The sequence below is a fragment of the Colwellia sp. MB02u-6 genome (assembly GCF_014077095.1).
Lineage (GTDB): Bacteria > Pseudomonadota > Gammaproteobacteria > Enterobacterales > Alteromonadaceae > Cognaticolwellia.
This window is the reverse complement of record NZ_JACGVG010000025.1, coordinates 39331-56310: the sequence shown is the minus strand read 5'-3', so window position 1 is coordinate 56310 and position 16980 is coordinate 39331. Positions and strand designations below refer to the sequence as shown.

General features: G+C 39.6%; 11 protein-coding genes. 6 read left to right on the top strand and 5 right to left on the bottom strand.

What is annotated here, in order from left to right:
* Nucleotides 1–25 precede the first annotated feature (25 nt).
* A complete protein-coding gene (locus H4J46_RS01630) occupies nucleotides 26–988 on the top strand; it encodes a sensor domain-containing diguanylate cyclase (protein WP_182231843.1) in 963 nt (320 codons plus the stop codon).
* Between the two features lie 437 nt (nucleotides 989–1425).
* Entirely contained in the window at nucleotides 1426–2190 is a 765-nt protein-coding gene (locus H4J46_RS01625; RefSeq protein WP_182231842.1) for an MBL fold metallo-hydrolase, read from the top strand.
* 628 nt (nucleotides 2191–2818) lie between these two features.
* Here the strand turns inward: H4J46_RS01625 and H4J46_RS17030 are convergent.
* The 4 genes from H4J46_RS17030 to sbcD all read right to left on the bottom strand — a co-directional run bounded on the left by H4J46_RS17030 (nucleotide 2819) and on the right by sbcD (nucleotide 9462).
* Complete coding sequence (locus tag H4J46_RS17030) at nucleotides 2819–3016, bottom strand: hypothetical protein (RefSeq protein ID WP_310650192.1); 198 nt, start codon at nucleotides 3014–3016, stop codon at nucleotides 2819–2821.
* A 218-nt stretch (nucleotides 3017–3234) separates the two neighbouring features.
* Nucleotides 3235–3615, bottom strand: a complete 381-nt coding sequence (locus H4J46_RS17025) for a hypothetical protein (RefSeq protein WP_259365643.1) — start codon at nucleotides 3613–3615, stop codon at nucleotides 3235–3237.
* A 457-nt stretch (nucleotides 3616–4072) separates the two neighbouring features.
* A complete protein-coding gene (locus tag H4J46_RS01610; RefSeq protein ID WP_182231841.1) occupies nucleotides 4073–8047 on the bottom strand; it encodes an AAA family ATPase in 3975 nt (1324 codons plus the stop codon).
* A complete protein-coding gene (gene sbcD, locus H4J46_RS01605) occupies nucleotides 8047–9462 on the bottom strand; it encodes an exonuclease subunit SbcD (protein ID WP_182231840.1) in 1416 nt (471 codons plus the stop codon). Before sbcD ends, H4J46_RS01610 begins: the two co-directional genes overlap by 1 nt.
* Nucleotides 9463–9804: 342 nt before the next feature.
* On the opposite strand from sbcD, the gene H4J46_RS01600 reads away from it, so the two are divergent.
* The 4 genes from H4J46_RS01600 (at nucleotide 9805) to H4J46_RS01585 (ending at nucleotide 14962) form a co-directional block, all read left to right on the top strand.
* Nucleotides 9805–10173, top strand: a complete 369-nt coding sequence (locus tag H4J46_RS01600; protein ID WP_182231839.1) for a VOC family protein — start codon at nucleotides 9805–9807, stop codon at nucleotides 10171–10173.
* 415 nt (nucleotides 10174–10588) lie between these two features.
* Nucleotides 10589–11944 (top strand): hypothetical protein, encoded by a 1356-nt coding sequence (locus H4J46_RS01595; RefSeq protein ID WP_182231838.1) that lies wholly within the window; start codon nucleotides 10589–10591, stop codon nucleotides 11942–11944.
* A 95-nt stretch (nucleotides 11945–12039) separates the two neighbouring features.
* Nucleotides 12040–13191 carry an imelysin family protein gene (locus H4J46_RS01590; protein WP_182231837.1) on the top strand — a complete coding sequence of 384 codons (1152 nt, stop codon included), beginning with the start codon at nucleotides 12040–12042 and terminating at the stop codon, nucleotides 13189–13191.
* A gap of 130 nt (nucleotides 13192–13321) precedes the next feature.
* Nucleotides 13322–14962 carry a di-heme oxidoredictase family protein gene (locus H4J46_RS01585; RefSeq protein ID WP_182231836.1) on the top strand — a complete coding sequence of 547 codons (1641 nt, stop codon included), beginning with the start codon at nucleotides 13322–13324 and terminating at the stop codon, nucleotides 14960–14962.
* Between the two features lie 81 nt (nucleotides 14963–15043).
* On the opposite strand, the gene H4J46_RS01580 is transcribed toward H4J46_RS01585, so the two are convergent.
* Complete coding sequence (locus H4J46_RS01580; RefSeq protein WP_182231835.1) at nucleotides 15044–16633, bottom strand: FGGY-family carbohydrate kinase; 1590 nt, start codon at nucleotides 16631–16633, stop codon at nucleotides 15044–15046.
* Nucleotides 16634–16980 lie beyond the last annotated feature (347 nt).

The following is a 16980-nucleotide window of genomic DNA, read 5'->3' as shown; positions in this document are numbered from 1 at the left end:
AAATATTTAAATTAACTGGATCTCTATGATTAAGCCTCAATTCCCTAAAAATGAAGCCGAGCGACTACATGCGCTGAGAACGTTAAAAATCCTTGATACATCACATGAAGAGCGATTTGATCGTGTGACTCGTATGGCTAAGCGCATGTTTGGCGTATCCATTTCACTGGTCAGTATAATTGATGAAGACCGTCAGTGGTTTAAGTCTGGCCAAGGACTTGACGCTTCAGAAACGCCTCGTGATATCTCATTTTGTGGACATGCTATTAATCAAGATGGATTATTTATCGTTCCAGATACTTCTGAAGATGAACGGTTTTTTGACAACCCTCTTGTTACTGAAGCGCCAAACATTCGTTTCTACGCCGGTTATCCTTTAAAGCTTAGCCAAGGAATTAATATTGGTACTTTATGTCTTATCGATACTAAACCTAAAAATCTTGACGAAGAAGATCAGCAGTTACTTAAAGATCTAGGCGCTATGATTGAGCAAGAAATTAAATCTATTCAACTCGCTACGTTAGATGAATTAACCCTGATTTCTAACCGACGGGGATTTATGACTATGGTCGAATATAGTTTAAAAGTATGTCGACGTAATCAAATATCCATGTCATTTATATTTTTTGATCTAAATAAATTTAAGAATATTAATGATGAATATGGTCACCATGAAGGCGATTTTGTCTTAATCACCTTTGCACAAATAATGCTGAATTCATTCCGTGACTGTGATTTGATCGGACGCCTAGGTGGGGATGAGTTTATTGCTATGCTGAGTGACACTGACAAAGACAAGGCTGATCTAGCGTTAGAGCGATTTGCTATCGCTATTGATAAAGCCAATGAAGCCTTAAACAAACCGTACAAAATTGAGTACAGTGTCGGTGTAAGAGATTTTAAGCATGACACAGATAGATCGATAGAAGAAATGATCCGAGATGCCGATGCAGCTATGTATGAGCACAAAAAAAGTAAAGTTCGATAGCTCTAACGCTATAATACACACAGTAAATTAAAAAAATAATAAATGAACATAATTTTTTGTGCCTAAGTGAGCTCTTGTACGGCTAACTTTAAACACCAAAAAACCACTACTTTTGATATGTATTGGCTGAGGCACAGGCACCTGAGATATCTTGTATTTTTTGTTGGTATAGTTTCCTTCTACCATTAATTTGACATATTGTAGCTTTTGATTAGGACGGTAACTAATTTCCCCCCTAGTCATTTGAATACCTTTAAGATTTTACTTATTTTAAGCTATAAATCCTTCCAGTTTTATTAAACCATTACAGTTTAACTAAACGATTAAATGCCGGTAATACAGAAAATAAAACAATTTCTCACAGACTGGTCTAACCTGTTGATACTTCATCAATAACAAGGTAGTTTAATAACAACTAAGTCACCATAGTCACTTTTATGCTCAAATTACACTGCTTAAATGGTTATATTCAAAATATTTATCTCGCTGAGTACCCAGATAAGCTGCTATTGCTTGATGGTTGCTGCCGAGCTGATGTTGATATTTTAGAACACTTTATCCTTAACGAACTTAAACGTTCGATGTCGGATATTGCCTTAATTGTTGTTACGCATATGCACCCAGATCACGCAGGAGCGGCAAAGCTATTACGTAAAAAATATGGTTGTAAAATAGCGGCGGCGAATGTGCCAGGGCAATGGTATTCAGGAGTTGACGGTAAGTTAATGCACTTAACCGATATGTTATTGACTTTGTGGGTTGCGGGTCGTCATAAAAAAGCTAAAAAGTTTATCTATTATTCAAGCTCGCTGATACCGAATTATTATCTTATTAATCAGGCAGTTTTACCTGGTTTTGAAGACTGGCAAGTGCACTTTACCCAGGGTCATACTGACCGAGATATATCTTTGCATCATCAAATAAGTGATCAAATTTATGTTGCTGATTTAATGGTTAAAGTCAGGGGGGAATTTATTCCACCCTACCCAGTTTTTTACCCTAATCGCTATCATAAATCTCTGATAAAAATTAAAGCCTTGAAAGTTGAATCTGTACTTTTAGCGCATGGCGCAAAAGTTCAATTAACTGAACAGCAATGGCAACATTTGATAGCGCTAGCACCAACTCAACCTGTTACGCATTGGCGTTCAGTAAAAACAAAACTCAAACGGGTGTTACTAGGTAAGGATAACTCTGGTTAAGTAGGTTTGACTTTCTAGCTTTGGTAAATCCAAGCTAGAAATGATTTTGACTCATTTACGTTGGTAAATGAAATCAGTTTTGTACCGTTTTTATCAGTCACTGCGACATTATTTTTGTTAACAGAAATTGATCGAACGGGTGATGCGATCGAATAGATCGTACCTTGGTATGTATAAGACATAATAAACTCTTTTAAAGTGCGCTTAAACGCATGAACAAAAGCTATATTATTGTATCGTGGAACTTTTTTATTTGAAAAAATAACTACTTTTTGCGATAAAAAACTCGAAAAATCAGACAATAATTTAAGCTTAATAAATTAAGTGATGACTAACTGTGAAAGGGAAAGGCAAAACGCGATTTTATAAACAATCGGTTAAATAGACTAGATGTGAATAATTAACGTTAAGAATATATCTTTAACAATTAGTAAAGTAAAGCTTTATTTTAAATTTTTATGATTACTTTTTATAGTCCCCTAGCTTAACTAGCACCACTGGGAAATACTTTAAGAGGAGCGTTTAAAGTAATAACTTTAGCGGATAGTTGAGCAGATAACACCAAGACCCTAGATGGCCGTTCATAACAAAAGTCGCTAAGCGGTCAATAGCTCTAATGCCAGCTAAATTAGTAGTTAGTCATTAAATCTGTCAATGCCACCGCCAAGTGATGAGTGGCTTTCATAGCGCGAGTACTTAACTTAGTGACTGAAATAAAACCATGCATGCAGTCATCATAATGTTCGTGATAGGTTTTAATACCTGCAGCTTTTAGTCGTTCTGCATAAGAAATACCAGCATCCCTAAGCGGATTATATCCTAGGATTAATATATAACTTGTTGGTGACTCACTAATATTTTTGTTTGCAGGGGGCTAACTAGTGCCAAAGTCACTTCATCTGGGGCATTGACATAATGGCAGATAAAGTAATCCATCAAATCTCGGGTTAACATTAAATCCTTATTAATTTATCTCGTAAGGCTTTATCTTTTATACTCAAGGTTAAGTTAACTTGATACAAAAAATTCAGTACATTTGTTGTATCAAGTGCCCTGTGACTGCTTTGATAAAATATGCTCTAAAAAGAATTTCCCTGCATTATGATGCATTTTTGTCATAACGGGATAGCGAGTCATGAGTTTTTGCATGGTAATTGAAAAATTAAAGTTGGATAAATGCATTATCCATTGTGGTATGCGCTGCAAAACACAAACTTTGGCGCCAGCTTTAATTAGCTCAGAGATGGCTTGCGCCGCCCTTGAGCCAGTGCAGATAACGCCAACACGAGTTGCCTCAGATATATTGACCTTGTGATCCCACTGAGCAGTATGAAACTTAGCACTTTTGAAGTCATCTATGCCGGGGCCGTCTGGACAATTTAGGGTGATGTAGAATACAGGTCGCACAAATAATAAAATTAGCAATATAGCTCTTATCTTTACTGCTTTTGACAGCCTATTTACATTTACTATATTTTCCGTCGGTAACTTCTTCGTTAAAGCGTATGTCACGTTTCACGTCAACTTGTCAGCCACGTGCTCAAAATATTGCTTTATTTCTGGTCGACAAGAAAAAGATCGGCTCCAATTTGGATTCGCTTCAAATGAATAGATATACATATGAGCCGGTATATCACAAGCGGCACCAGGATAGGTTTCCCCCCACCATGTGCCGCCATAGCATCTTTGTTTGCTCAAACAATAATATCGTTAATGTCGGCTTGGCGTAGCTTAATGGTCATTAATATACCAGTCATACCTACGCCAACGATGACAACCGACGGATTTAGTTTCACTTGGCTCACGGGGCACCTAAGCTATTGTTATCTTAGTGGTTCCCCCTAGTTGACAGTACTACTTTAGCTTTAATAACAATACAGTTTTAACCACCAAGATAGCGATAACAATCCGCTAATTCACTCAAACCCAAGCCACTTTGTTTCTTCACTTCTATCTGCACGTCAATGCGTTTTTTTAAGGCATCAACATGGCTTATAACGCCGATCATTTTGCCACTCGCGTTTAATGAATCAAGCGCAGACAGTGCTATTTCTAGGGTGTCGTTATCCAAGGTGCCAAAACCTTCATCAAGAAATAATGAATCAATACTAGTTTTTGCGCTCACCAAATCTGATAAAGCCAGTGCTAACGCTAAACTAACTAAAAAACTTTCACCGCCCGATAAAGTTTTAGTGTCACGCACACTATCGGCTTGCCAAGTATCAAGCACTTCTAATGCTAAGTTGTCAGATTGCTGACGTTGTAATTGGTAGCGACCATGCAAGCGATTAAGCTGCTGGTTGGCTAAATAAACTAGATGAGACAGTGTTAAGCCTTGGGCGAAACGTCTAAATTTAGCACCATCAGCCGCGCCAATTAAACCATTCAGGTGAGCAAGATCGTCAAGCTCATTTTGTTGCTTAAGCATTTCATCAAGTAATGTTTGTTGTTCATAACGCTGTTGTTGGTCTTGGCTGATTTGTTGGCTTAATTGTCCTTGGCGTATTTGTAATTGCTTTAAGGTGTTAGAACAAATAATGGCTTTATTATCAAACTCAGCAACCTCTAAGTCATCGTCTATTACTACGTTTGCACCAAAGATTAAATCTTTTAGTAGTAGCTCATTATTGCAGGCTAAATCTTCACCCATTTCAATAGCGCTGACCAGCTGCTTAGTTTGCGCTTGCAGCTGGTTTTTATCTTCGCCAAGTTGTGATAATTGTTGTTGCACTTGCTGTAGTTGTGCCTTGGCTTGTTGAGTTTGTTGCTCAATAGTTAACGCTTGTGCTTTCAGGGTCTTGCGCTGTTCTTGTGTTAACAATGCCGCTTTAAAGTCGTCTTCAGTGTCAAAATCACTAGCCGCTAATTGCTTTTGCCAAGTTTGCTTGGCCGCTTGCTGTTGTGGCATTAAACGCTTAATCGCTTCAATATTGCCGTTTAGCTTACCCGCAATATTTTGTTGGCGGTTTTTCTGCTCATTAACAGCATTTTGCCACTTAACAAGTAGCTGCTCTTGACCTTGTTGCTGTTGTTTTAATTGTTGGCGTATTTGTTGAACATCTTGCGCGGCGAATAAGCTTTCGCGCTGCACTTTAGCGTCATTATGCTGTTTTTCTAGCAGACTTAAATCCGCTATTATGCTTTGCTTAGACACACTCAGTTGTTCGAATTTACTGTGCATTACCGCCAGTTGTTGTTGTACTTGTTGCAGTTGTTCATGATCTGTCGCCACGGCAGACAAGGCGGCTTGATAAGCATGACTTTGTTGCTCAAGTTCATTTAGCCAAGCTTGTTGTAATGGCACAAGATCAATAAATTTGTCAGGCGTAATAATATGATTGGGTGCGTTAATATCGATAATATCCGTATCTGTATCACTATCTGTATCTACTTGATTAAAAACAGTGAAGCATGCTGGCATAACTAACTGACACCTTTGCATAAACATCGTTAACTTTTGCCACTCTTGCGTTATTTGCGCAAGTTTATCGATAAGGTTTTGCTTATTTTGCACGATTTGTTGTTGAATTTGACTTAACTGCACCGTTTTATTTTGGCTCAAGTTCACTAAGTTGACTAACTGTTTTTCTAGCCTCGAAACTAATTCAGCTTGCTGTTGCTGCCCTTGTTTTAATTGCTGCAATTGGTTATTAACATTATTTAACTGCTCAAAATTTTGTCGCCGTGTTTGTATGTCTGCTGTTATTTGCTCAAATGCTGATAATTCAACAGCCATGTTTAATAACTCACGCTGCGCTAACCACTGCTGAGTTAAATACTGCTGTTCTTGTTGTTTTATTGCTTTATTTTCAGTGACTAAGTTAAACCTTTCTTTTAAGCGCTCTTGCTCTGAAGATAATTTTTTACCTTGCAGTTCAAGTTGTTCTAAGTCAATAGTGAGTTGTTTTAAGCGCTGCTGATGTTCACTTTCCACTGAATCATCATCACTTAGGGCCTGATAATCAGCAATGGCCGGGTGTTGCTCTGAGCCACATAAGGGACAAGCTTCATTGGCATGTAAGTTTGCTCTATGGGCACTAAGTGACATAATAGTTTTTTGTTGATCTACGATTAACTGCACGTCAATCAAGGCTGTTTTTTGCTTTTTATAATGTTCACGCAAAGGCGTTAACTGCTCAGCTAGGTGGGTTAATTTTTGATTATCTGTATTAAGTGTTTTATCAATATCCTGCAATTCAGCGCTTAGAGTTTGATAACGTTGGGCGTTAAGTAGTGCTTGTGCTTGCTCATTAATAGTGGCTTGCATGCCATGTAAATGCTGACTGAGTGCTTGCTCATTTTGACACTGAACTTGCTGTAATAGCTGGGTTATATCGCCCTCTTTCGCACTAAGGCTTACTTGCTGTTGTTTACATTCAGCTTCAAGTTCAACTAATTGCTCTTGCTCTTTAGTCAGTTCATTAGTCAATAAGTTAGCTTGTGTTTGCAAGTTTTTATTTTGCGTGATCAGCTCAAAACTAAGCTGTTTATCATTGACCATTTGAGCCAGTATATTGCGCCATAATGGCAAATGCTCAGGCAATGTTGCCAAATGCCCTTGTTGCTCAATAATGCCTTGCGCGTGGTTGATTTTATCTCGCTGCAATTGCTGTTGTGCGGTTAACTGTGCGCTTTGCTCTGTTGCTTGCGTTAGCACTTCGTTGGCGGCACTTGCTCGTGCACTTTGTTGAATTTTTTGCTCGCTCAGTTGACTGATTTTGCTATCAAGCGGTAGCACTTGCTCAACAATTAATTGCTCAGTTTTATCTTGCTCGGCAAGCAGTTTTTCATGGCATAACAAAAAATCTGTTAGTGACTGCTCAGCATGTTCAACATGGCTTTTACTATCGTTAACATCAACCTCAAGCAAGGTCGCTTGTTCATTGAGCTCAACAAGCTGTTGATTAACATAATTGTGCTGTTGGTAATCAGCCCGTAAATTTTCAGCTGGCTCTGACAAAGCTAACGCTTGTAACTCTGTAGCATGGTGGTGCTGTTTTTGCTGTGCTGATGCTTGTTGTTGCTCAGCAAGTAATTTTTGTTCATTGGTTTGTTGCACGTTTATCAACCAACTGCGAATTTGCTGCCAATGGGCTATTTGTGCTTCAAAAGGTTGCTGCTGCAAAGTTACCATGTTTAGCTCAGCATTAATTTGCTGTTGTTGCTCGACGCTTAATAGTTGCATACCCGTGCTTTTAGCCTGCAATAATTTTAACTCGTTACTGGCCTCTTTATGTTGTTCAAATACCGTTTTTGAAATATCGCCATAAATTTCACTACCCGTTAGCTCTTCTAAAAGATCGGCACGTTCATTCGCCGGTGCATTTAAAAAGGCAGCAAACTCCCCTTGCGATAGCATCATAGATTTTCGAAAGCGAGAAAAATCCAAACCGGTTAATCGCGCTATTTCTGTACGAATATCAGAAACTTTAGTGGCAATAACTTCGGCTTCACCTAAGGTTATACCACTGTTACCTTCGCTATTAAGTTCACCTGTAGTGATTAACTTTGCCAACTCGGCAGTTGGTTTTTGTAGATTGCCTTCGACACTATTTTTGGCTCGGCGCTGACTCCAAAAGGCTCTATAGGCTTGACCTTTAACTTCAAATTCAACCTCAGCTAAACAACTCGCGGTATGGCGGGTCATTAACTGGTTTTGCTTATCTGAAATAGTAAGTCGTGGTGTTTGGTGATATAACGCCAAACACATGGCATCGAGTATGGTGGTTTTACCTGCGCCGGTGGGGCCGATAATGGCAAAAAGCGCACTGGTGTCAAAGGGTGACTGAGTAAAGTCAATTTTCCAATGACCTTTTAAAGAATTGATATTTTCAAAGCGTAGCGATAATATTTTCATTATTTTTGCTCAGTTTTGCTGGTCGAGCTACTATGTGCTTCACTGTGCTCTGAAAGCGATGGCTTGGTTGAGTTAGCCAGTTGTGTTTGTTCTGCAATATTAAGGTATAAACTATTTAAGCGTGTTTTACGTTGTTGCTGCTCGTCACTATCCCAAGGTTCTAGCGCCATCCGCGCGTCAAATACTTCTTGAACACTTAATTCACTTAAGGTGACTTTCTTCTCATGACTAGGCATTTGTTGACGGGACTTTTTGCTGCGTCTGACTAATAACACTTCAACGGGCAATTCTTTGACTATTTGCTCAATGCGCGCGCTTAAATCTTGTAAGTATTCTGCACTTTCAATTTCGATATCGAGCCAGATTTTTTCTTTGGCTGATTTTTCATCATGGGTGATTTTTGCTTCTGCACTGGATGATTCTGTACTTATTGATTCTGTACTTATTGATTCTGCAATGCTTGAGTCTTCATTTTTCAATGCAATGCTTTTCGACTCAACAACACTAGTAATGTCTTCAGACAGTGTTTCTAAATGGGTTTTTACCATCGCCAAAGGTTGAAAGCATGGCACGTTACACAGCACTGTATTGCTAAGCTCGCCATTTTTAAATTCTGCAATAACAATACTTTTTTGGGTATTAGCTTCATCAAAACTTAATGCGATGGGTGAGCCACTATAACGAATATGCTCACTCTTGGTCACTTTTTGTGGTCGATGTATATGGCCTAAAGCTATGTAGTCAGCCGCCGGAAATTCACTAGCGGGAAAGGCTTCTAAGGTGCCAATATAAATATCACGCACAGACTCACTCGTTGATGCACCAATGGTGGTTAAATGCCCGGTAGCAATAATAGGCAAGCGAGTGCCATCATCCTGGTTAAGCTGCGACAAGCTCTGCGCCTGTTCAAATAAGCCTTGATAATGTTCAGTAATAGCTTGCTGCAGTGAACGTTGCTTTTGATTAGCCGATTGCCCAGCGTAGCTTCTAACAATATCGCGTGGCCGAATAAATGGAATAGCGCAAATCACCGCTTGCTGCTCAGTTTTAAGGCTGTTAAGCACAAATACTTGCTCGGCCATATTATCGCTCACGGCAGAAATAACTCGTGTGGACAGCTGCTGTAATATTTTTTGCGACTCAGTGAGCATGGCAACTGAGTCATGATTTCCCGCCAACACCACTAATTGGCAATGTGTTCGATGCAACTTAGCGATAAAATCAAAATATATTTCACGGGCATAACTTGGTGGTGTGCCGGTATCAAAAATATCACCGGCGACAATAATGGCGTCAATCTGCTGGCTCTTTGATTGTTCAATTAACCAATTTAAGAATTGCTGATGTTCAGGTGCGCGACTTTTGCCATAAAAATGTTGGCCTAAGTGCCAGTCAGAAGTGTGAATAATTCGCATAATGTAGTGCACGCCAAAGTCATAAAAACCAAAGCAATTATTCTACCGACTCTCTAACAAGCTTGCTACTAGGCAGTAAAAAAACCTTTAAAAAGTACCATAATAAAATAATTCACGGGGAGAAAAGAAAGAGAACTTCAGGATAAGTAAAATATTAACTATTCTGCTGTTCTTAAATGCTTCTCTACTCATTCTTTTCTCATGCATTTCTCCCTGTAAAAAGTACGATAATTAAATGAACGCTTTCTCAATATGGCTAATTAAATTATTCAACTATACTTATATCAACGTCAAGGCCGTCCTTGTTCGATATAAACACCATAAATAACAAAGGAAAATGTCATGGAAAATCAGATTGTTTGGGTTGATATTCCGGTTATAGATTTAACTCGCGCTATCGAATTTTATAGTGCGCTACTTAACGGTGAGGTAAAAAAAGAAGCCTTTGAGCATTTCACCATTGGTATATTACCTCATGCTCAAACCAATGTTTCAGGCTGCTTAGTGCCATCAGCACCTGAACAAATATTTACCTCTGGACCACTAATTTATTTTAATGTCAATGGCCGACTTGACGACGCAATTAAGCAATCAGAAATGCATGGTGGCCGGCTGGTTGAAGAAAAAATATCTATTGGCGGACATGGTTTTCGCGCTATTATTCATGACTCAGAAGGTAACCGTATTGCGCTGCATAGCAATACGCTTTAACAGTAAAGTGGTTACTCTCAGCGGATAAATTGACTTGAAATCATCAGTCATGTCATAACCTAGCCAAAATCATAGGCGGCTCTCGCCATAAAATATTGATTGCGCTGCACAACTTCGACAGTAGAGATGATGCAAGTTAATTTGCGCAACTGTAATAAAATTACGCCATCAAAATATCAAGTTTGCTTGCTCGATAAAATACTGCAGAAAATGAAAGCAACTCACTGAGAAGTTAATTCCCCCCCTTTATTACCTTGTTACAACTCACATCATGCCTTATTTCCGCTTAATTTTTATTAAGTAAACTCGCCCCAGTACAAATGCAAATGAGTTTAATTATCATTTGCATTTGTACTTGTATGTGATTACACTTCCACCAAATACAATTAGTTATCATTACCATTTAGGTTTATTTATGAAGATCTCAAAAATATTAGTGATGTTTTTAGTAAGCACTGCGGCATTGGCTGATGAACAACAAAGCATAACACCCGCTGCCGAATACTTCTTAGCACAACAACAGAAAATTGCTGACATTGAACTTCAGCTTAAGGCTTTTAAGTCACAATCTGACGCCATGTTAGCAATGAATACAGCAGATCAAACCTTGTCGCTAGATAAAAACTGGCAAATAAAGTCTTATGGCAGTGTGAAATATAAAAACGAGCAAGTATTTAGAAATACCCAAGATTTAGATCCAAGCAGACGTGCGAGTACTGACCTAGAAAGAGTTGTACTTGAATTGGTTTACGATTTCACGCCGCAATGGCAAGTGGAGCTAGAGCTTGAGTATGAACATGGCGGTACCGGTGTAACACTTGAATACGATGGCTTTGAAGAATTTGGCGAATTTGAAAATGAGATAGAGGCTGGCGGTGAAGTGGTCGTTGAAAAGCTACAAGTGCGTTATCAAGCTAATCAATATCTGGCAGTAAAAATGGGTCGCATTTTTGTTCCTGTCGGTTTGGGCACAGACTTACATCAACCGCACCAATATATGACCACCGAGCGTCATTGGAGCGAGGCCACCATGATCCCACAAACTTGGAATGAAACCGGGGTTAATGTCATCACCCATTGGCAGGATTTTACCGCACAAGCGCTATTAACCACGGGGTTAAATTCAGAATATTTTCGAACTTATCAATGGGCGGCTACTGGCCATCAGAAACGCTTTGAACAAGTTAACTCTGATGATTTAGCGCTCACCTTTCGCCTTGATTATGGCGATGTCAAAAAAGATAAGGGCATTGGATTAAGTTATTACACCAGCAATACCACAGATAATCGTAATAACCAGAACAATATTGCCAGCGACGGTAATTTACAAATTTTTGGTGTGAATGGAGCGTGGAGCGCAGGTAACTGGTTAGCAAGAGGACAGTACTTATTTGGCCAGTTAGAAGACAGTGAAGCGATTACTTTAGCAAATAAAACTACGCCAGGCTTAAAGCCAGGAAATTTCTCTCAAGTGGGTAGCGAAGCTGAATCGGCTTTTGTTGAATTAGGTTATAACGCGCAAGGACTTTTAGGTTTGTCATCACCACTGCAAATTTTTGCTGCTTTTGATTATGCTAATCCGATCAAAAAAATGGCTAATAGCATCGCTACTCCTCGCTTTGATAAACAAGAGTTATCAGTCGGCATTAATTATTACCCGATTCCAGAGTTGGTTTTCAAAGTACAAATTTCCGAGCAGCAATATGCTCAAGAAAATCTTGATAACACTCACTCAGTGACTCTATCTCTGGGATATTTCTTCACTATATAAACGCATCATAAGCGCATCGATATCACTCAAATTAAAAGAGTCACATTAAGCAAAAGTCACAGAATAATAATTTTAAACTTTAAAAGGACATAAACATGTACGTAAAAAAATCTTTGGTCGCCGCAACTTTATCCGCAATTATTTTATCGGCTTGTGGTGGTTCATCATCGGAAGCGCTAATAAAAGCGCCGGTAATTAATAACAGCTTTACCTTCAGCGCGACTGAAATGATCACAAATTTAACCAATGAGGTGATTGTGGCGGGTTATTTGTCATTAAGCACTAAAGCCAACGATTACCATTTAGCAACCTTAACCTTATTCAACTCCCCTACTGCTGAAAGTTTGGCTGCAGCACAACAAGCTTGGCGTGATGTCCGAACACCATGGGAACAAGGTGAAGCTCATATTTTTGGTCCCGTAGATGCACTCTCAATCGACCCACATTTAGATACCTGGCCGTTAAATACTAGCGACTTACAAGCGTTATTAGCATCTCAGTCAGGTTTTACTGCCGAGCAAATTAAATTATTTAATGATGACGTACAAGGCTTTCACACCATGGAGTTTTTACTGTTTGGTGATGGTCTAACAGACAATGAAAAAACGATCGATGAAATGACCCCGCTTGAGCGTGAGTATTTAGTGGCAACTGCTGAAGTGTTTAACGAGTATGCTCAGTCTTTAGCGGATGCTTGGACAGTTTCTTATGATCCAAGTGATAGCAACTCACCTGCCTACAAAGAGTTACTCTTAACGGCGAACAATAATCTTTATGCGTCTGAGCTCGGTGTGATAGAGGAATTAATCCAGGGGATGATTGGTATTATTGATGAAGTCGGCAATGGAAAAATAGCCGAGCCTTTTGGCACAAGTCTGAGTACTACGGATACTTCATTAGTAGAATCACAATACAGTTGGAATTCTTTAGCCGATTTTGCCGACAATATTCAAGGCGTTCAAAATATCTTTCGCGGTGAATTTATCAATGGTGCAAATAAACAAGGCATTATCGACTTTATCGCAGCTGCTGACAGTGAATTAGCAAGCAGAATGAATAGCCAAATTAATGATGCCCTCACCGCCATAAAAGCCATTAAAGGAGAACATAACTTACCCTTTAGGCAAGCAATTAACGACGCAGATGCCCGTTTAAGAATACAAAGTGCAATTGAGTCTCTATCGCTAGTTCAAACCTCATTCGAACGTGATGTATTACCGCTGCTGACACAATGGCATGCAAACTAAGCGCTGTACTATTTAAATTGGAAGTAATACAGAGAGTTTTGTTGCCATTTAAAATAGGTCACTTCAGCAAGACTCTCCTGTGTAAAAGCCTTTTCAACCGATTTATCAAACACATTAAAAGTTAACATAAATGATAATAATCAAGCATATAAAAACACTAAATTCGAAATTTATCTTTGTGTGTTTCACGCTATTGTTAGCGCTCTTACTGACCAACTGCGGTGGTGACAGTGCTAAAAGCAGCGCCGCACCCATAACAAAGCCAGAACTTACTTATCCTGATTACGCTCATGTACGTTTGTTAGCTGGTGACGCGACAGCAGAAAACGCTAGTAATTCCGGTCATGGCTTTTCAACGCCTATAGCAAGATTAACCGAGTCTGAATTAGCTAGACACTTGACCGGAGATGCGCATTTTGAAACGTCATTTACCACCGCGCCAAATAATGCTCACCCAGATCTCGATGGGTTAGGACCTGTATTTAATAACCAAGATTGTAACTCTTGCCATCAAAGAGATGGCCGCCCAGCGACATTAACTTTGCCGGTTAAAGCGCAGCGACTACTGCTTGGTGCTAATGCCGGTATATTCCTGCGAATTAGCCTTGAAGATGGTCAATGCAACGCACCATTAGCGGCTAATAATTATTGTAAAAACACTCCCGTTAATGGCTTTGGTAGACAATTATTTCATCGCGGTGTGCTTAAAGCCCGTGATGATTGGCAAGTTAACCCCTTTATTGGACAAGCGAATGTTTTCTTATCATTCGACTATACAACCGTTACTTATGCTGACGGTGAATCGGTAACATTGAAAAAACCTGTGTTTGAAATTGAAGCTCCCTACGATGTTAGTACTGAAAATAGATTCAACAGCGCTCTATTGCAAAGTAATGTTCGCTATAGCCCAAGAAACGGCATGCCTATTTTTGGTTTAGGATTACTTGAGCTCATAGCCCAAGACGATATATTAGCGCTTAGCGATGAGCACGACGTGGATAAAAATGGCATTTCTGGGCGTGCTAACTGGGTTTTCGACGCCATCAAAAGCCAACGTGGTGAACAACGACCGGTTTCCTTAGGACGCTTTGGCTGGAAAGCCAGCACACCGAGTGTTCGCGTACAATCACTTGCAGCACTCCATGGCGATATGGGCATTACCAACCCGTTATTTCCAGAAGAGAGCATCGCCAACTCCATTATGCATGAAAGCTATTTAGCGCGAACAGGCTTTATTGATACCGGTATTGATGAGTTTGGTCAAACCGAAGCATCGGCAAGTTTTTCAGATGACGTGGTATTTTATGCGGAAACCTTAGCCGTGCCCTCGCGACGTAACATTAACAATGAAAGCGTATTAAGCGGCGCAATATTATTTCAACAAGTTAATTGCACGGGTTGTCATACCCCAAAGTTTACCACTCAAGCCGGCGATGTATTGATAGGTGGTCGGGTTGCTCCTGAGGCATTGAAAGGTCAAACTATTTATCCGTTTACCGATATGTTACTTCACGATATGGGCGAAGGACTGGCCGATAATCGACGAGATTTTATGGCTTCAGGTAAAGAGTGGAAAACTCGACCTTTATGGGGCATAGGATTGACTAAAACGGTTAATCCTGCAGCAGGATTTCTGCATGACGGTAGAGCAAATAATATCGAGGAAGCTATTTTATGGCATGGGGGCGAAGCACAATCGAGTAAAAGTGCTTTTATGGCATTAACCGAAGCTGAACGGGTGTCACTTGTTGCTTTTGTGATGTCATTGTAAAAACTAACAGTAGCACCTTAAATAAAGAGTGTTGTTCATGTTAACGATGAACAGCACTCACTTGAGCACACAACTATTGAATTACTCAGGATAACCGGTTATTTTTTTAATATTTTGATAAATAGGTTTTAATTGCCGATACATTTTTCGATAAACCTGCTGATATAATTTATTATACAACACCACATTGGCTTGGTTGGGGAGAAAGCTTTGCTCGAGCCGGGTCATAGCACTAGTCGCTTGTTGGTAGTTTTCAAAATACCCCAGACCTACGGCAACGTTAATGGCGGCGCCTAAACCTGAGGTTTCAAAAGTATGTGGCCGGTGCACAGGTAAATTAAAAATATCAGCGGTAAGTTGTAATGCGGCATCTGACTGCGAGCCACCACCTGAAACCACTAACTTGGTTATTTTACATTTTTGACGTTTTTCTAAGTTTTCTTTGCCTTCTCTGAGTGCGTAAGCTAAGCCTTCTAAAATTGAACGATAAATATGGGCGCGAGTATGCACATCGCCAAAACCAATAATAGCGCCTTTAGCTTCAAGATTTTTTAGCCCTGGCGACCAATAAGGTTGCAACATTAATCCCATCGACCCTGCCGGTACTTGCGCGACTAATTGATCAAATAAGCTCTCAGCGCTGACCCCTAAAGTGTGCGCTTTATCTATTTCATTTTGACCAAATTCTTGTTTAAACCAATTCACCATCCAAAAGCCACGATAGATCATCACTTCGCTATTAAAGTTATCGGGAAGAGCTGAAGGATAAGGCGGGATAAAAGCTTGAGGTTCAACATATTTAGTGTTGTTGGTATTAATTGTTGCCGTCGTGCCATAGCTCAAACTGGCGGTGTCTGGGTTAATACAACCCGACCCTAGTACTTCACAGGCTTTATCAGACGCTGAAGCGATCAATAGGGTGCCTACTTTTAAACCAGTATGAGCGGCGGCATCAGGGGTGATCTCACCCAGCACTTCACCGGGTTTGACTAAAATCGGTAACATTGAGCGTTTCACGGGTAAAGCATGCCATTTCCAGTCCCACGGGTGTGCCCAGTTTTGTTTTTTATAATTAAATGGCAAATACCCCACAACACTGCCAACCGAGTCTTTAAATTGACCGGTTAATTTGTAGCTTAAAAAACCTGACAATAATAATAATTTATCGGTCTGTTGCCACACTTCAGGCTGATATTGCTCAAGCCAATTAGCTTGTGATTTACGACGAAAATAATCAACCACTTTACTTTGACCTATCAGGATAAATCCGACGCGCCAATACCAAGGCATAAGCTTATTTTTTTGGCATAAGCGCTGATCAAGCCACAAAATAGCTGGCCGTAAGGCTTGGCCGTTTTTGTCCAAGTTAATCACGGTGCCACGTTGCGTGGTGACAGTAACGCCAATTACTTTCTCGCGATAGCTGTTTTCAATAACCTCACTTTGCAGCCAGAGTTGCTGACAACATTGCCCTAGCATTTGCCAAAAATAATCAGCCTCTTGCTCAGCCCAACCTGGTTTTTTAGAAAAATAGGCTTGCAGTTCAATACGGCTTTTAGCAACTAGATTACCCTGTAGATCAAATAACAAGGCACGAACACTTTGCGTACCATTGTCTATACTTAAAATCAAATCACTTATCGGGTTTTCTGTTGCGCTACTTTCAGTCATATATCACTTATACCAATATAATTTCAAGATTCAGCAAATTATACAAATTTTGCCCTAGGGTTAAATATCGACTACTTTTGTATTGTTATTTTAATAACAATACAATGAATAAGGCGAACACAGCACGTTAACCTGTGGGAATAGTTCAGGTGAATTTTGCTAGGTCTGTATTTGTTGCTGAATATTGTCACTCGACCAATTTTGCTAACGCTATCAATCAAAAACATAAACCTCTGACTCATAGAAGTCAAACCTATAAGACTAAAAGTAAACTAAACTTTTAGTCAGGCATTATCGACATAGGAGTAAGTATGATGACAGAAAAAATAATGAAATAATGAAATAAT